Source organism: Paraburkholderia sp. GW821-FHT02A12 (assembly GCF_059422005.1).
In genome coordinates, this window is record NZ_JBWKWA010000001.1 from 4266894 (window position 1) to 4284303 (window position 17410).

13 protein-coding genes, 6 tRNA genes and 3 rRNA genes are annotated in these 17410 nt (G+C 58.5%); 4 read left to right on the plus strand and 18 right to left on the minus strand.

Annotated features, from left to right (window positions below; translation table 11 throughout):
- Nucleotides 1–240 precede the first annotated feature (240 nt).
- The 18 genes from rplL to AC07WT_RS19785 all read right to left on the minus strand — a co-directional run bounded on the left by rplL (nt 241) and on the right by AC07WT_RS19785 (nt 14495).
- Complete coding sequence (rplL, locus tag AC07WT_RS19700) at nt 241–615, minus strand: 50S ribosomal protein L7/L12 (RefSeq protein WP_054043372.1); 375 nt, start codon at nt 613–615, stop codon at nt 241–243.
- A gap of 63 nt (nt 616–678) precedes the next feature.
- Nucleotides 679–1182 (minus strand): 50S ribosomal protein L10, encoded by a 504-nt coding sequence (gene rplJ, locus AC07WT_RS19705; RefSeq protein WP_115110037.1) that lies wholly within the window; start codon nt 1180–1182, stop codon nt 679–681.
- Nucleotides 1183–1484: 302 nt separating this feature from the next.
- Nucleotides 1485–2183 carry a 50S ribosomal protein L1 gene (gene rplA, locus AC07WT_RS19710; protein ID WP_410838303.1) on the minus strand — a complete coding sequence of 233 codons (699 nt, stop codon included), beginning with the start codon at nt 2181–2183 and terminating at the stop codon, nt 1485–1487.
- Nucleotides 2184–2615: a 50S ribosomal protein L11 gene (rplK, locus tag AC07WT_RS19715; protein ID WP_492596243.1), complete on the minus strand. Its 432-nt coding sequence runs from the start codon at nt 2613–2615 to the stop codon at nt 2184–2186.
- Between the two features lie 165 nt (nt 2616–2780).
- Complete coding sequence (nusG, locus tag AC07WT_RS19720; RefSeq protein WP_075303275.1) at nt 2781–3338, minus strand: transcription termination/antitermination protein NusG; 558 nt, start codon at nt 3336–3338, stop codon at nt 2781–2783.
- Between the two features lies 1 nt (nt 3339).
- Complete coding sequence (gene secE, locus AC07WT_RS19725; protein ID WP_134961600.1) at nt 3340–3720, minus strand: preprotein translocase subunit SecE; 381 nt, start codon at nt 3718–3720, stop codon at nt 3340–3342.
- A 36-nt stretch (nt 3721–3756) separates the two neighbouring features.
- A tRNA-Trp gene (locus AC07WT_RS19730) sits at nt 3757–3832 on the minus strand.
- 65 nt (nt 3833–3897) lie between these two features.
- Nucleotides 3898–5088, minus strand: coding sequence for an elongation factor Tu (gene tuf, locus AC07WT_RS19735; RefSeq protein ID WP_063497539.1), 1191 nt, complete (start codon nt 5086–5088; stop codon nt 3898–3900).
- A gap of 62 nt (nt 5089–5150) precedes the next feature.
- Nucleotides 5151–5225 (minus strand) — tRNA-Thr (locus AC07WT_RS19740).
- 16 nt (nt 5226–5241) lie between these two features.
- Nucleotides 5242–5315: transfer RNA gene (locus tag AC07WT_RS19745), tRNA-Gly, on the minus strand.
- Nucleotides 5316–5356: 41 nt separating this feature from the next.
- Nucleotides 5357–5442, minus strand: a tRNA-Tyr gene (locus AC07WT_RS19750).
- Between the two features lie 155 nt (nt 5443–5597).
- Nucleotides 5598–5710, minus strand: a 5S ribosomal RNA gene (gene rrf / locus AC07WT_RS19755).
- A 278-nt stretch (nt 5711–5988) separates the two neighbouring features.
- Nucleotides 5989–8869: ribosomal RNA gene (locus tag AC07WT_RS19760) — 23S ribosomal RNA — on the minus strand.
- 334 nt (nt 8870–9203) lie between these two features.
- Nucleotides 9204–9279: transfer RNA gene (locus AC07WT_RS19765), tRNA-Ala, on the minus strand.
- 80 nt (nt 9280–9359) lie between these two features.
- Nucleotides 9360–9436, minus strand: a tRNA-Ile gene (locus AC07WT_RS19770).
- A gap of 78 nt (nt 9437–9514) precedes the next feature.
- A 16S ribosomal RNA gene (locus AC07WT_RS19775) occupies nt 9515–11045 on the minus strand.
- The 16S, 23S and 5S rRNA genes sit together here with 5 tRNA genes alongside, the layout of an rRNA operon.
- 483 nt (nt 11046–11528) lie before the next feature.
- Complete coding sequence (locus AC07WT_RS19780; RefSeq protein ID WP_494948167.1) at nt 11529–12797, minus strand: SGNH/GDSL hydrolase family protein; 1269 nt, start codon at nt 12795–12797, stop codon at nt 11529–11531.
- A 72-nt stretch (nt 12798–12869) separates the two neighbouring features.
- On the minus strand, nt 12870–14495 hold the full coding sequence (locus AC07WT_RS19785; RefSeq protein WP_494948168.1) for an NAD(P)/FAD-dependent oxidoreductase: 1626 nt from the start codon (nt 14493–14495) through the stop codon (nt 12870–12872).
- Between the two features lie 216 nt (nt 14496–14711).
- Here AC07WT_RS19785 and paaA point away from each other — a divergent pair, with 216 nt between their 5' ends.
- From paaA to paaD, 4 genes are read left to right on the plus strand one after another with little or no spacing between them, the layout of a single operon-like run.
- On the plus strand, nt 14712–15710 hold the full coding sequence (gene paaA, locus AC07WT_RS19790) for a 1,2-phenylacetyl-CoA epoxidase subunit PaaA (protein WP_494948169.1): 999 nt from the start codon (nt 14712–14714) through the stop codon (nt 15708–15710).
- A 39-nt stretch (nt 15711–15749) separates the two neighbouring features.
- Nucleotides 15750–16034 (plus strand): 1,2-phenylacetyl-CoA epoxidase subunit PaaB, encoded by a 285-nt coding sequence (gene paaB, locus AC07WT_RS19795; RefSeq protein ID WP_494948170.1) that lies wholly within the window; start codon nt 15750–15752, stop codon nt 16032–16034.
- A gap of 8 nt (nt 16035–16042) precedes the next feature.
- A complete protein-coding gene (gene paaC, locus AC07WT_RS19800; protein WP_492592732.1) occupies nt 16043–16846 on the plus strand; it encodes a 1,2-phenylacetyl-CoA epoxidase subunit PaaC in 804 nt (267 codons plus the stop codon).
- 21 nt (nt 16847–16867) lie between these two features.
- On the plus strand, nt 16868–17410 hold the full coding sequence (gene paaD, locus AC07WT_RS19805) for a 1,2-phenylacetyl-CoA epoxidase subunit PaaD (RefSeq protein WP_492592731.1): 543 nt from the start codon (nt 16868–16870) through the stop codon (nt 17408–17410).

A 17410-nucleotide genomic window follows, 5' to 3' on the forward strand; every position in this document is an offset into this window, starting at 1 on the left:
CGCTACCAACCGCTGGCTGACGGCAGCGGATGCCTGTGTTGCCCGCTACCCGACCAAACTTGCCTTCTGCAGTCGCTTCAGAAGACAAAGAGAAACGCCGGTCAATGTTGCCGAAAGGCGGTTTTCTTTGGCCTCTGGGGTCATGTTCTTGCCGAAACGAGCTGGCAAAAACGTGGTCCCCACAAAGCACAAAAAGGCCGGCGGTGGAAAACCGCCAGCCTTCGCACAACGCGCTGAAACTTACTTGATTTCAGCCTTCGCGCCGGCTTCTTCCAGCTTCTTCTTGGCTTCTTCAGCAGCAGCCTTCGGTACCGATTCCTTAACAGGCTTCGGTGCGCCGTCGACCAGGTCCTTCGCTTCCTTCAGGCCGAGACCCGTCAGTTCGCGAACAGCCTTAATGACCGAAACCTTGTTCGCGCCAACTTCCGTCAGGTTGACCGTGAATTCGGTTTGCTCTTCAGCAGCGGCTGCAGCGCCGCCGCCTGCCGGGCCTGCCACTGCAACAGCAGCTGCCGACACGCCAAACTTTTCTTCGAACGCCTTGACCAGCTCGTTCAGTTCCAGAACCGACATCGAGCTTACTGCCTCGAGGATGTCATCTTTTGCGATTGCCATTTGAAATACTCCTAAATTGAATTCGGATACAGCCAGCGATCAATCACGCTCGACTGAAGTGCGTTACGCAGCGGTTTCTTCGCCTTGTTTCTTTTCTGCCAGCGCGGCCAGAGCGCGCGCAAAGCCGGAAACAGGTGCTTGCATAACGTACAACAGCTTGGAGAGCAGTTCTTCGCGGCTCGGGATGTTTGCCAGCGCTTGCACGCCAGCCTTGTCCATCACCTTGCCTTCGTAGGAACCAGCCTTGATGATCAACTTGTCATTGCTCTTGCCGAAGTCGTTGACGACCTTAGCAGCGGCAATGGCATCTTCCGAGATGCCGTAGATCAGGGGACCGGTCATCTGCTCTGCCAAAGGAGCAAACGGGGTACCTTCGACAGCGCGACGCGCCAGCGTGTTCTTCAACACGCGAAGGTAAACCTGTTGCTCACGCGCTTTCGCGCGCAGCTTGGTCAGATCGCCAACCGTGATCCCACGATACTCAGCCAGAACCACGGTCTGGGCTTTCGCGACTTGCGCGGCAACCTCAGCGACGACGGCCTGCTTGCTTTCTTTGTTGAGTGGCACGGTTAACCTCCAGATTCGATACACGCAGCGTGCGCCTTGTGTACCGCGTTCAATAACGGCGTCCGACCAGTCAGGAGTATTTCGACCGCCCGACACCCGCATTACGGCGGATATCCAACGGTTTCATCACTACAAAACCTTTTCGGGTTCGCCATCTGCGTTGGCTTTGCATTAAGGGAGCGCCTACCTGCTGCGTTCCCGCCAACGGTCTTTGACAACCGGTCGCTCGGTGCAGACTGCCACCTTGCGACCGCCCAAAGCCCATAAAACCGCCTCGACTCACATCGAGGCGATGAAATTTCTTACTGTGCTGCGATCGATGCCTGGTCAACGCGAACGCCAACGCCCATCGTGCTCGACAGCGCAACCTTGCGCAGGTACACACCCTTGCTCGTTGCCGGCTTCGCCTTTTGCAGCGCGTCGACGAGAGCGTTCAGGTTGCTGCGCAGAGCCGTCGGCTCGAACGAAGCACGGCCGATGGTGGCGTGGATAATACCGGCCTTGTCGACACGGAATTGCACCTGACCAGCCTTGGCGTTCTTGACCGCGGTTGCGACGTCCGGCGTAACCGTACCGACCTTCGGGTTCGGCATCAGGCCGCGCGGGCCGAGGATCTGGCCCAGTGTACCGACGACGCGCATCGTGTCCGGCGAAGCGATCACAATGTCGAAGTTCAGATTGCCGGCCTTGACCTGTTCAGCCAGGTCTTCCATACCGACGATTTCGGCGCCAGCTGCACGAGCTTGCTCAGCCTTTTCGCCTTGTGCGAACACTGCCACGCGAACCGACTTACCGGTACCAGCCGGCAGCACGACCGAGCCACGAACCACTTGGTCCGACTTCTTCGCATCGATGCCGAGTTGCACTGCGACGTCGATCGACTCGTCGAACTTCGCGCTTGCGCACTCTTTCACGATCGACAGAGCTTCGTCGATCGCGTACAGCTTTTGACGATCGACCTTGGCTGCAAATGCCTGCAGACGCTTTGAAAGCTTAGCCATTTACACGCCCTCCACGGTGATGCCCATCGAGCGGGCGCTACCAGCGATCGTACGAACCGCCGCATCCAGGTCAGCTGCCGTCAGATCGGGCATCTTGGCCTTAGCGATGTCTTCAGCTTGAGCGCGCGTGATGTTGCCGACCTTGTCTGTATGCGGCTTGCTCGAACCCTTGTCGATCTTCGCTGCCTTCTTGATCAGAACCGTAGCCGGCGGCGTCTTCAGAACGAACGTGAAGCTCTTGTCCGCGAACGCGGTGATCACGACAGGAATCGGCAGACCCGGTTCCATTGCTTGAGTCTGCGCGTTGAACGCCTTGCAGAACTCCATGATGTTCAGGCCGCGTTGGCCCAGTGCCGGACCGACCGGCGGCGACGGGTTGGCTTTACCTGCAGGAATCTGCAGCTTGATAAAGCCAATGATTTTCTTTGCCATGTTGAAAACCTCTTTGGAACGCCACATGGGTGCATGCGGGCGTTCAGTGAGTAGTAGCGCGCATTCGCCGAAAAACTGACTACTTACGCTCCTCAACGGCCATTACGCGGACCGTAAGCGCGAAATACGGAACGCACCGATTGGTGCGTTCCGTAGAATTCTGGATTACAGCTTTTCGACCTGGCCGAATTCCAGCTCGACCGGCGTTGCGCGGCCGAAGATTGTAACGGAAACACGGACGCGCGACTTTTCGTAGTTCACTTCTTCGACGCTGCCGTTGAAATCCGTGAACGGACCCTCCTTGACCCGCACCATCTCGCCTACTTCGAACAGGGTCTTCGGACGCGGCTTTTCCACGCCTTCCTGCATTTGCGACATGATCTTCTCGACTTCCCGCGGAGAAATCGGGCTCGGGCGATTACGCGCACCGCCTACGAAACCCGTCACCTTTGCCGTGTTTTTCACGAGGTGCCACGTTTCGTCTGTCATTTCCATTTCCACAAGGACATAGCCCGGGAAGAAACGACGTTCGGTCACTGATTTGTGACCGCCCTTCACCTCGACCACTTCTTCAGTCGGAACGAGGATTTGACCAAACTGGTCTTGCATGCCAGCACGTTCGATGCGCTCCTGAAGCGCGCGTTGCACGCTCTTCTCCATGCCGGAGTAGGCGTGCACGACGTACCAACGTTTGCCGCTCGGGGATGCCGGAGTATCGCTCATATCATTTCCAACCCAGAATCACCGAGAAAATCGCCCATTCGATGGATTTATCGCTAACCCAAAGAAAGATCGCCATGACGAAAACAAAGCCGAACACTACGAGTGTTGTCTGGGTGGCCTCTTTGCGGGTCGGCCAAACAACCTTACGGACTTCCTTGTACGAATCTTTGGCGAAAGCGATGAAACCCTTGCCGGGCGCAGAGAGAAGACCGACTGCAACACCCGCGATCGCGCCAACAGCCAAGGCGGCTCCGCGGACGTACCATTCCTGGCCACTGAGCCAGAAGAACCCCACGAACCCGGCCAAGACCAACAATACGCCCGCGACGAGCATCAGCTTGTCGCTGGATGTATTTACAGTTTCGACGGAAGGATTCGCCATAACACCTTAACGAAGCGCCGCTTGCGACGCGAGAATTGGCAGGGGCAGAGGGAATCGAACCCCCAACCTTCGGTTTTGGAGACCGACGCTCTGCCAGTTGAGCTATACCCCTAAACCATTTTGGGGCTGACGACACCGCCACCCCCGAAACTACAGATCAACGAGAACTATCTGGCGTTACTCGAGAATCTTGGCAACCACACCTGCGCCGACCGTACGGCCGCCTTCGCGGATTGCGAAACGCAGACCTTCTTCCATCGCGATCGGGTTGATCAGCTTCACCGTGATCGACACGTTGTCGCCCGGCATGACCATTTCCTTGTCCTTCGGCAACTCGATCGAGCCCGTCACGTCCGTCGTACGGAAGTAGAACTGCGGACGGTAGTTGTTGAAGAACGGCGTGTGGCGGCCGCCTTCGTCCTTGCTCAGCACGTACACTTCAGCCGTGAAGTGCGTGTGCGGGTTGATCGAACCCGGCTTCGCCAGAACCTGGCCACGCTCCACGTCTTCACGCTTCGTGCCGCGCAGCAGGATACCGACGTTGTCGCCTGCCTGACCCTGGTCGAGCAGCTTGCGGAACATTTCCACGCCCGTGCAGGTCGTCTTCACCGTCGGCTTGATACCGACAATTTCAATTTCCTCGCCGACCTTCACGACGCCGCGCTCAACGCGACCCGTCACCACCGTGCCGCGACCCGAGATCGAGAACACGTCTTCCACCGGCATCAGGAACGCACCATCAACTGCGCGCTCCGGCGTCGGGATGTACGTGTCCAGCGCGTCGGCCAGATTCATGATCGCCACTTCGCCCAGCTCGCCCGTGTCGCCTTCCAGCGCCAGCTTGGCCGAACCCTTGATGATCGGCGTGTCGTCGCCCGGGAAGTCGTACTTCGACAGAAGTTCGCGAACTTCCATCTCGACGAGTTCCAGCAGCTCGGCGTCGTCCACCATGTCGCACTTGTTCAGGAACACGATGATGTACGGCACACCGACCTGACGCGCCAGCAGGATGTGCTCACGCGTTTGCGGCATCGGGCCGTCTGCTGCCGAGCACACCAGGATCGCGCCGTCCATCTGCGCTGCGCCCGTGATCATGTTCTTCACATAGTCAGCGTGGCCCGGGCAGTCGACGTGTGCGTAGTGGCGGTTCGCCGTTTCGTACTCGACGTGTGCCGTGTTGATCGTGATACCACGTGCCTTTTCTTCCGGCGCCGCGTCGATCTGGTCATACGCCTTTGCTTCGCCGCCAAACTTCTTGGTCAGCACCGTCGTGATCGCTGCCGTCAGCGTGGTCTTGCCGTGGTCAACGTGACCGATCGTGCCGACGTTCACGTGCGGCTTGGTCCGCTCAAACTTACCCTTGGCCATTTTCGACTCCTAAGAGGATTTTCCGTACGTTGCGCCGGGCGCAAACAATCACCTAGTACTTCTGGTGCCCATGGGCAGGATCGAACTGCCGACCTCTCCCTTACCAAGGGAGTGCTCTACCACTGAGCCACATGGGCGCTACTTCTGTGTTGCTGGAGCGGGTGAAGGGAATCGAACCCTCGTCGTAAGCTTGGAAGGCTTCTGCTCTACCATTGAGCTACACCCGCAAGGGCCCATGGATTCCCAACTACTGCTACAGCTTGCATTCTGGTGGAGGAGGTTGGATTCGAACCAACGTAGGCGTAAGCCAACAGATTTACAGTCTGCCCCCTTTAGCCACTCGGGCACCCCTCCGCAGAGAACTGATGATTATGGGGGAACAACCGCTTGTTGTCAAGGCTTGCTTGACCGTTCCAAACCCAACGCTCTCACTTATATAGTGATTTCAGCTGCCGCCGTAAACGCAGAAACCCCACCGTTCCGGGTGGGGTTTCTGGTGCTGCTGGGGAGCCTGACGATGACCTACTTTCACACGGGAATCCGCACTATCATCGGCGTGGAGTCGTTTCACGGTCCTGTTCGGGATGGGAAGGGGTGGGACCGACTCGCTATGGTCATCAGGCATGACTTGTTGCCGTACTGCGGGGTTTGGGGCCCTGGGCAATACCGCCAATCGGGAAGAAGTAGTGTCTGGTGAGGCTCACCAGCGGGAGTTGTGTTGTTCGAGGCACAACATCGATCTCTCAACCTGTGTGTTCTGCTACCCCATCTGGGGTTCACACGCATCCCCTTCGGGGATCGGACCAGAGTAAGGGCTTTGCATGGGCCCGGAGTAAGTGCTAAAGCACTAACTCCGGCCGACAGCTAAAGCGCTAACTCTGGTCGAGACACACCTGTTATAGGATCAAGCCTTACGGGCAATTAGTATCAGTTAGCTTAACGCATTACTGCGCTTGCACACCTGACCTATCAACGTCCTGGTCTTGAACGACCCTTCAAGGGGCTCGAAGCCCCGGGGATATCTCATCTTAAGGCGAGTTTCCCGCTTAGATGCTTTCAGCGGTTATCTCTTCCGAACATAGCTACCCGGCGATGCCACTGGCGTGACAACCGGTACACCAGAGGTTCGTCCACTCCGGTCCTCTCGTACTAGGAGCAGCCCCCTTCAAATATCCAGCGCCCACGGCAGATAGGGACCAAACTGTCTCACGACGTTTTAAACCCAGCTCACGTACCTCTTTAAATGGCGAACAGCCATACCCTTGGGACCGGCTACAGCCCCAGGATGAGATGAGCCGACATCGAGGTGCCAAACACCGCCGTCGATATGAACTCTTGGGCGGTATCAGCCTGTTATCCCCAGAGTACCTTTTATCCGTTGAGCGATGGCCCTTCCATACAGAACCACCGGATCACTATGACCTGCTTTCGCACCTGCTCGACTTGTCGGTCTCGCAGTTAAGCACGCTTATGCCATTGCACTATCAGCACGATTTCCGACCGTACCTAGCGTACCTTCGTACTCCTCCGTTACACTTTGGGAGGAGACCGCCCCAGTCAAACTGCCTACCATGCACTGTCCCCAGTCCGGATCACGGACCAAGGTTAGAACCTCAAACAGACCAGGGTGGTATTTCAAGGACGGCTCCACGCAAACTGGCGTTCACGCTTCATAGCCTCCCACCTATCCTACACAGATCGGTTCAAAGTCCAATGCAAAGCTACAGTAAAGGTTCATGGGGTCTTTCCGTCTAGCCGCGGGGAGATTGCATCATCACAAACACTTCAACTTCGCTGAGTCTCGGGAGGAGACAGTGTGGCCATCGTTACGCCATTCGTGCAGGTCGGAACTTACCCGACAAGGAATTTCGCTACCTTAGGACCGTTATAGTTACGGCCGCCGTTTACCGGGACTTCAATCAAGAGCTTGCACCCCATCATTTAATCTTCCGGCACCGGGCAGGCGTCACACCCTATACGTCCACTTTCGTGTTTGCAGAGTGCTGTGTTTTTATTAAACAGTCGCAGCCACCAGTTTATTGCAACCCCTTCACCCTTCTGGCGCAGGCCAGTCAAGCTACAGGGGCGTACCTTATCCCGAAGTTACGGTACCAATTTGCCGAGTTCCTTCTCCCGAGTTCTCTCAAGCGCCTTAGAATACTCATCTCGCCCACCTGTGTCGGTTTGCGGTACGGTCTTGTTAAACTGAAGCTTAGAGGCTTTTCTTGGAACCACTTCCAGTTGCTTCTTCACCGAAGTGAATGGCCTCGCACCCTTGAATTCCGCGCCCGGATTTGCCTAAGCGCCTTCTCCAATGCAAGGACCGGGACTTCCAACACCCGGACAACCTTCCGCGATCCGTCCCCCCATCGCATTTAACAATGGTGCAGGAATATTAACCTGCTTCCCATCAGCTACGCATTTCTGCCTCGCCTTAGGGGCCGACTCACCCTACGCCGATGAACGTTGCGTAGGAAACCTTGGGCTTACGGCGAGGGGGCCTTTCACCCCCTTTATCGCTACTCATGTCAGCATTCGCACTTCCGATACCTCCAGCACACTTTCCAGTGCACCTTCGCAGGCTTACGGAACGCTCTCCTACCATGCACATTACTGTGCATCCGCAGCTTCGGTATATGGCTTAGCCCCGTTACATCTTCCGCGCAGGACGACTCGATCAGTGAGCTATTACGCTTTCTTTAAAGGATGGCTGCTTCTAAGCCAACCTCCTGACTGTTTTAGCCTTCCCACTTCGTTTCCCACTTAGCCATATTTCGGGACCTTAGCTGGCGGTCTGGGTTGTTTCCCTCTTGACACCGGACGTTAGCACCCGATGTCTGTCTCCCGTGATTGCACTCTTCGGTATTCGGAGTTTGCTATGGCGTAGTAATCCGCAATGGACCCCACAACCATGACAGTGCTCTACCCCCGAAGGTGATACACGAGGCACTACCTAAATAGTTTTCGGAGAGAACCAGCTATTTCCAGGTTTGTTTAGCCTTTCACCCCTATCCACAGCTCATCCCCTAACTTTTCAACGTTAGTGGGTTCGGACCTCCAGTACGTGTTACCGCACCTTCATCCTGGCCATGGATAGATCACCTGGTTTCGGGTCTACACCCAGCGACTGAACGCCCTGTTCGGACTCGCTTTCGCTACGCCTGCCCTAATCGGTTAAGCTTGCCACTGAATGTAAGTCGCTGACCCATTATACAAAAGGTACGCCGTCACCCTCTTTCAAAGGCTCCGACTGTTTGTATGCATGCGGTTTCAGGATCTGTTTCACTCCCCTCCCGGGGTTCTTTTCGCCTTTCCCTCACGGTACTGGTTCACTATCGGTCGATCACGAGTATTTAGCCTTGGAGGATGGTCCCCCCATCTTCAGACAGGATTTCACGTGTCCCGCCCTACTTGTCGTACACCCAGTTCTTCCTCGCTGTTTTCGTCTACAGGGCTATCACCTGCTATGGCCGCACTTTCCAGAGCGTTCGACTAACAGCAAAGATAAAGAGTACAGGCTGGTCCCATTTCGCTCGCCACTACTCTGGGAATCTCGGTTGATTTCTTTTCCTGCGGTTACTTAGATGTTTCAGTTCACCGCGTTCGCTTCTCATGGCCTATGTATTCAGCCATGGATACCTCAAAAGAGGTGGGTTTCCCCATTCGGACATCTTCGGATCAAAGCTCGTTTGCCAGCTCCCCGAAGCTTTTCGCAGGCTACCGCGTCCTTCATCGCCTGTGATCGCCAAGGCATCCACCACATGCACTTGTTCGCTTGACCCTATAACGGGTGTGTCTCACACCTCACCCACTGGGGATGAAGCGTTGCTCACAATCGCTACAGGTTGAGTATTCGTGTTGCGCCGTATTCCAAAAGCGATCTTTCGATCTCTCTTTTCATACATTGATACAATCACAACCCTGATTCACCTACTCACACACCCATCTCCAGGTATGCTTTCGTGAATCTCTTTACTACTTCTTCCTGATTGTTAAAGAACGACAGCCGATATCGCAGTTGCTATAACCGCGTATCACTCTGACTGGCTCAATCGCCAATGCATAAAGCTCGGTTAATCCCGGAAACCCGGAACCGAACGCTAGGCATTGAAGATTGGTGGAGGATGACGGGATCGAACCGACGACCCCCTGCTTGCAAAGCAGGTGCTCTCCCAGCTGAGCTAATCCCCCAGTCATACACAGATAATCACTACCTGTATCTGATACCTCAGAGGTCTTCGGTTGGTTAGCTGCAGCCACCGCAGAAACAGTGGTGGGTCTGGATGGATTCGAACCATCGACCCCCGCCTTATCAAGACGGTGCTCTAACCGACTGAGCTACAGACCCCTGAGTCTGTCTGCGTATCTGTCTTAATTTCACAGCCGATAAGCGTGAGCGCTCAACGCGTTGACACGTTAGCTCGAGAAAGGAGGTGATCCAGCCGCACCTTCCGATACGGCTACCTTGTTACGACTTCACCCCAGTCATGAATCCTACCGTGGTGACCGTCCTCCTTGCGGTTAGACTAGCCACTTCTGGTAAAACCCACTCCCATGGTGTGACGGGCGGTGTGTACAAGACCCGGGAACGTATTCACCGCGGCATGCTGATCCGCGATTACTAGCGATTCCAGCTTCACGCACTCGAGTTGCAGAGTGCGATCCGGACTACGATCGGTTTTCTGGGATTGGCTCCACCTCGCGGCTTGGCAACCCTCTGTTCCGACCATTGTATGACGTGTGAAGCCCTACCCATAAGGGCCATGAGGACTTGACGTCATCCCCACCTTCCTCCGGTTTGTCACCGGCAGTCTCCCTAGAGTGCTCTTGCGTAGCAACTAGGGACAAGGGTTGCGCTCGTTGCGGGACTTAACCCAACATCTCACGACACGAGCTGACGACAGCCATGCAGCACCTGTGTTATGGCTCCCTTTCGGGCACCCCCACCTCTCGGCAGGGTTCCATACATGTCAAGGGTAGGTAAGGTTTTTCGCGTTGCATCGAATTAATCCACATCATCCACCGCTTGTGCGGGTCCCCGTCAATTCCTTTGAGTTTTAATCTTGCGACCGTACTCCCCAGGCGGTCAACTTCACGCGTTAGCTACGTTACCAAGTCAATGAAGACCCGACAACTAGTTGACATCGTTTAGGGCGTGGACTACCAGGGTATCTAATCCTGTTTGCTCCCCACGCTTTCGTGCATGAGCGTCAGTATTGGCCCAGGGGGCTGCCTTCGCCATCGGTATTCCTCCACATCTCTACGCATTTCACTGCTACACGTGGAATTCTACCCCCCTCTGCCATACTCTAGCCCGCCAGTCACCAATGCAGTTCCCAGGTTAAGCCCGGGGATTTCACATCGGTCTTAGCGAACCGCCTGCGCACGCTTTACGCCCAGTAATTCCGATTAACGCTTGCACCCTACGTATTACCGCGGCTGCTGGCACGTAGTTAGCCGGTGCTTATTCTTCCGGTACCGTCATCCCCCCGCCGTATTAGGGCCGAGGCTTTCTTTCCGGACAAAAGTGCTTTACAACCCGAAGGCCTTCTTCACACACGCGGCATTGCTGGATCAGGCTTGCGCCCATTGTCCAAAATTCCCCACTGCTGCCTCCCGTAGGAGTCTGGGCCGTGTCTCAGTCCCAGTGTGGCTGGTCGTCCTCTCAGACCAGCTACAGATCGTCGCCTTGGTAGGCCTTTACCCCACCAACTAGCTAATCTGCCATCGGCCGCCCCTGTAGCGGGAGGTCCGAAGATCCCCCCCTTTCCTCCGTAGAGCGTATGCGGTATTAATCCGGCTTTCGCCGGGCTATCCCCCACTACAGGACACGTTCCGATGTATTACTCACCCGTTCGCCACTCGCCACCAGGATTGCTCCCGTGCTGCCGTTCGACTTGCATGTGTAAGGCATGCCGCCAGCGTTCAATCTGAGCCAGGATCAAACTCTTCAGTTCAAACCTGTTACTGTTTTTCGGTCTCTTTCGAGACCGGTCGCTCACTCAACGTACTGACGATGATTACGCCTGTCTCTCAACAGGCAAACCTTCCTCTAATACTGTGTGAGACTTGATACTTTCGCTTGTCCCGGCAGATCCCGAAGGGCCCACCGGCGCGTCGCGCATCAAGCGCCCACACTTATCGGCTGTTAATTTTTAAAGATCGATTCCGCAGTCACTACCGAACCCGCACCGCGTTGCACACCACACCGCAACCACCCGGCACCGCTTCGTTCTGCGTCGCTGCATCAGCAGCAGAGAAACGAGATTATGAAGATTCTTTTTCGTTTCGTCAACAACATTTTTTCGCTTTCGCTTAAAACCTTGTTGACGCTACGGCCGCTGGTTCCTGCAGCGGCGCTCGTTCGCAAACGAGGAGCCGAATAGTAGGCGAACATCAGCCATGTGACAAGGGTTTGACGGAAATATTTTTTTGGCGAGTCACTTCCGGGGCGAATTCACTACAGCGTCCATAGGAACCGCCTCGGCCATTGCGGCGTAGCCGGCGTCACCAGGATGAATGTTGTCGCCGCTGTCGAAGGCGCGCCGCAGGCGGTCCGGGTGCGCCGGGTCGCGCAAGGCAGCGTCGAAATCCACGACGCCGTCGAAGGCGTGGCTGGTCCGGATCCATTGATTGACCGCAAGCCGTATGCTTTCTCGCGGCGCCGGCAACGACGCCGGTGTCAGCGTCGCGCCGAAGATCTTCACGCCGCGGTGCCGCGCGACAGCGATCACCCTCTGGTAGCCGGCGATCAGATCCGGCGCCGTCACTGAGGTATGCGGGAAATCGCAATCGAGACCACTGCGAGGCGGCATCGCCGCGAAGTTGATGTCGTTGATGCCGATCAGCAGGATCGCCGTCTTGACGCCCGGGCGTTCGAGCACGTCGCGATCGAAGCGTCGAACAAGCGCGTCCCCGTAGCACGGCGAGTCGCTCAGCAGGCGGTTGCCGCTAATGCCGAGATTGACGATCGCGGTAGAGCGGTCGCCGCTGCCGGCGAGCCGGCGCGCCAGCGCGTCCGGCCAGCGGCGATTCTCATTCAAACTGGAGCGCATGCCGTCGGTGATCGAATCGCCGATGGCCGCAACGGTAGCCGATGAAGGCGCATCCACCGACAAGCCAGTCACCCACACGTAGTGCGTAAACCGGCCACGAAATGAATCTGCGGAAGCATCCGCAGTGTGATTACCTGGCGCGGAGACGTAATTCACCTGGTTCGAGACGCGGTGCCACGCCACAATTCTCTGTTCCGGCCCTATGAAGGCGCTGACCGCATAGGGCGCGCCTTCGGCGATATCGATAGCCACCGCGTCGCTATCCAGTTCTCCGCCCGCTGGAATGCTCACGGCGCCCTTGCCGCCAAAGGTCACGCGCGTCTCCCCGTTGCCTAAGGCTGCGGCGCCGCCCGCCGAGCGTGCAATGCGCAGATCGTCAATGACGAGCGGAGTCTTGCCGTATTCGTTGCTGAGATGGATCCGTGCGGATTTTCCCGACAGCGTCGGGTAGACGATCTGGCGAACCGTGCGCCCCGCTACCTCCGGGGCGCGGTACAGCGGCGGCAAATCCGGGCGCTGGGGAATGGGCTGCAGCGCCGTCGCCCATGCGGTGACCCAGTGGTTCGGGGCGTCCGCGGCGAAAACAGTCGAGGCAACAGCAAATTGTGACAGCAGCGCCGCGCCACATGCGGCAGCCAAGGTGCGAATGGTCATTCGGGTAGTCGGTTCGAGGCGAAACGTGCATTGTGCCCGATCGATCGCCCCGACTGCCGCGGTCAGCCGCACTCACGCCGCAGCCGGCGCTCCGGTCATCTTCAACGCCAAGGCTTCGGCCACTTCGATGCCGTCGATAGCCGCCGAGTAGATCCCGCCGGCATACCCCGCGCCTTCGCCGGCCGGATACAAGCCGTCGACATTCATACTCTGATAATCGTCCCGTCGACGCACCCGGATCGGCGACGACGTTCTCGTCTCGACGCCCGTCAGCACCGCGTCATGCATCGCGAAGCCGGCAATCTTCTTGTCCAGCTGCGGCAGCGCTTCGCGAATCGCTTCGATCACGTAATCGGGCAGCGCGGTGCTGAGATCGGTCGGATGCACGCCCGGCTTGTACGACGGCACCACCGAACCCAGCGACGTGGACGGCCGGCCCGCAATAAAGTCGCCGACCAGCTGACCCGGCGCACAATAATTGCCGCCACCCAGCTCGAACGCACGCTCTTCCCATTTGCGCTGAAAAGCAATGCCGGCGAGCGGCCCCCCCGGATAGTCGTCCGGGGTAATGCCGACGACGATTCCCGCATTCGCATTGCGCTCCGCACGTGAGTACTGACTCATCCCGTTAGTGACCACACGCCCCGGCTCGGAGGTCGCGGCGACGACAGTACCGCCCGGACACATGCAGAAGCTATAAACCGCGCGCCCGTTGCTACAGTGATGGACCACCTTATAGTCGGCGGCGCCCAGCTGCTTGTGGCCGGCGAACTTGCCAAAACGGCTGCGATCGATCACCCCTTGCGGGTGCTCGATCCGGAACCCCAGCGAAAACGGCTTCGCCTCGATATAGACGCCGCGGTCGTGCAGCATCTGGAAGGTATCGCGTGCGCTATGGCCGACCGCCAGCACGACATGATCGCAGCGCAAAGTTTCGCCGGTCGAGAGCTTGAGCCCACGCACCTTGCCCTGATCGATCTCGATATCGTCCACCCGCGTCTCGAATCGCACCTCGCCGCCGAGTTCATGAATGGTCGCGCGCATCTTCTCGACCATGCTGACGAGACGGAACGTGCCGATATGCGGCCGGCTCAGATAAAGAATGTCCTCCGGCGCGCCCGCCCGGACGAATTCGTCGAGCACCTTGCGGCCGTAGTGCTTCGGATCCTTGATCTGGCTATAAAGCTTGCCGTCCGAGAAGGTCCCCGCGCCGCCTTCGCCGAACTGCACGTTCGATTCGGGATTCAGCACCGACTTGCGCCATAGGCCGAAAGTGTCTTTGGTGCGCTCGCGCACCGCCTTGCCGCGCTCCAGAATGATCGGCCGGAAGCCCATCTGCGCGAGGATCAGACCGGCAAACAGGCCGCACGGGCCCATGCCGATCACGACCGGGCGCGGCGCGGTCAGTTGCGCCGGCGCTTTGGCGACGAAATGGTACGTCATATCTGGCGTCACGCTGCAGTGCGGGACGTCCGCGAGCCGCTTGAGCACGGCCGGCTGATCGTTCACCTCGACATCGACGATATACGTCAGCTTGATGTCGGCGCGCTTGCGCGCGTCGTGCGCGCGGCGAAACACGGTGTAGCGGATGAGGCCGTCCGCCGCCACGCCGAGCTCTCCGAGGCGCGCGAGGATCGCGGCGTCGAGAGCGCTTTCGGGATGGTCGAGCGGGAGTTTGATTTCGCTTAGACGTAACATGAGTACCGGGGGATGCAGGAAGGCCGCAAATCGCGGCCAATTCGCAATTTTATAGGTTATGCGTCAGCGCGGGGCGGCGGCGCTTGCGAAACGCCTCGTCAACGGCGCCCTCCTCCCTCTATCGAGTCAGTCGCATCATCTTAAAAAATTTATTAACCGACCGGTCGGTTGATTTATACTGCGCAGACACAGACAACTCCCGCTGAGAGCGTCCCCATGTATACGCAATCCTTGGATATCCCCGGCAATGTCGCCCCGCTCGACGCCGGCGCAGGTTCGCCCGAGCAGGCGCAATTCGATGCGGTCATGGCCGCCGACGGCAAAATCGAACCGCAGGACTGGATGCCCGAGGCCTATCGCAAGACGCTGGTGCGGCAAATCTCGCAGCACGCGCATTCGGAGATCGTCGGCATGCTGCCGGAAGGCAACTGGATCACGCGCGCGCCCAGCCTGAAGCGCAAGGCGATCCTGCTCGCCAAGGTGCAGGACGAAGCCGGCCATGGCCTCTATTTATATAGCGCTGCAGAAACGCTCGGCGTATCGCGCGATCAGCTGATCGCGGCGCTGCATTCGGGCAAAGCCAAATATTCGAGCATCTTCAATTACCCGACGCCCACCTGGGCGGACGTCGGCGTGATCGGCTGGCTGGTCGACGGCGCGGCGATCATGAACCAGATTCCGCTGTGCCGTTGCACCTACGGGCCGTACGCCCGCGCGATGATCCGCATCTGCAAGGAAGAATCGTTCCACCAGCGCCAGGGTTTCGACGCGCTGATGTCGATGATGAGCGGCACCGAAGCGCAACGCGAGTTGGTCCAGCAGGCCGTGAACCGCTGGTGGTGGCCGGTGCTGATGATGTTCGGCCCGAGCGACAAAGACTCGATCCACAGCAATCAGTCGTCGCAATGGGGCATCAAACGTATTTCCAACGACGATCTGCGCCAGAAATTCGTCGACGCCACTGTCGACCAGGCCAAGGTGCTCGGCGTCACGCTGCCGGACCCGGACCTGAAATGGAACGAAGCGCGCGGCCACTATGACTACGGCGACATCGACTGGGAAGAATTCTGGCGCGTCGTGAACGGTGACGGCCCATGCAACCGCGAACGCCTCGCCACCCGCGTGAAAACCCATGACGACGGCGCCTGGGTGCGCGAAGCCGCCCTCGCCCACGCCGAAAGGCAGCGCCAGCGTGCGCAGCAGCACGCCGCCTGAACCGGGCGGCAAACCAGATAAAGAATCAGGAGATCAGCAATGAACAAGGAATGGCCGATTTGGGAAGTCTTCGTGCGCAGCAAGCAGGGACTCGACCACAAACACTGCGGCAGTCTGCACGCCGCCGACGCGCCGATGGCGCTGCGCATGGCGCGCGACGTCTACACGCGCCGCCAGGAAGGCGTGAGCATCTGGGTCGTGCAGTCGGCCGCGATTACGGCGTCCGCGCCGGAAGACAAGGCGGAACTGTTCGAACCGGCTGGCGACAAGATCTATCGCCACCCGACGTTCTACACGCTCCCCGACGAAGTCAACCACATGTAAGCGCGGCCATGAACATCACGCCTGAACATCTGAAGTACGTGCTGCGCCTCGCGGATACCGCGCTGATCCTCGGTCAGCGCAATACCGAATGGTGCGGCCACGGCCCGATCCTCGAAGAGGACATCGCACTGTCGAACATGAGCCTCGATCTGATCGGCCAGGCGCGCCTGCTGTACACGCACGCCGCCTCGCTGGAACAGCAGCTCAGCGGTAAAACCCGCACCGAAGACGACTACGCGTACTTCCGTGCCGAACGCGAATTCGCCAATTACACGCTGGCCGAGTTGCCGCACTACGGGCCGATGTCCGGCACTGCGCAGGCCGAGAAGGATTACGCGGTCACGATCGTGCGCAATTTTCTGTACTCGACGCTGATGGCGCATCTGTGGACAGCGCTCACTACGTCGAAAGATGAACAGCTTGCGGCGATCGCGTCGAAGTCAATCAAGGAAACCCGCTATCACGTGCACCACGCCGGCGAATGGCTGATCCGTTTCGGCGACGGCACCGACGAATCCCATCGCCGTGCACAAGCCGCGCTCGACTATCTGCTGCCGTACACGCGTGAATTCTTCAGCGTGGACGAGGTGGAGGAGACCATCGCCGCCGCGGGTATCGGCCCGCTGACGTCGGACCTCGAAGCCGCCTGGCTCGACGACGTACGCGCCACGCTCGGCGAAGCCACGCTGAAGTTGCCGGAAGCCGTCAAGCACATCACCACCGGCAAGCACGGCGAGCATTCGGAGCATATGGGCTTCGTGCTGGCCGAAATGCAGAGCCTGGCGCGCCAGCATCCGGGCGCCAGCTGGTAAGCACCCAAACGGAATCCGACAATGACGACCTCGACTGCCATGTCCGCTGCCGACACCACGCTTGAACGCGCATGGGCCGTGCTCGAAACGGTGCCTGATCCGGAAATCCCGGTGGTGTCGATTCGTGAGCTCGGCATTCTGCGCGACGTGCGCCGCGCCGCCGACGGCGTGCTCGAAGTCGTCATCACGCCGACCTATTCGGGTTGCCCGGCGATGTCGCAGATCGCCGAAGACGTCGCCCACGCGCTGGATGTGGCCGAACTCAAGCCATACCGGATCGCCACCGTGCTCGCGCCCGCCTGGACCACCGACTGGATGACCGCCGACGCGCGCGAAAAGCTGCGCGCCTACGGCATCGCACCGCCCACGGGCAATTGCGGCAGCGCCGCGCCGTCGCAGGAAAAAGTGCTGCGCTTCGTACCGCGCGCACTGCCGGCGCCGTCGTGCCCCCGTTGCGGCTCGGCGCATACCGAACGCCTCGCGCAATTCGGCTCGACGGCCTGCAAGGCGTTGTACCGCTGCATCGACTGCCGCGAACCCTTCGACTACTTCAAACCATACTGA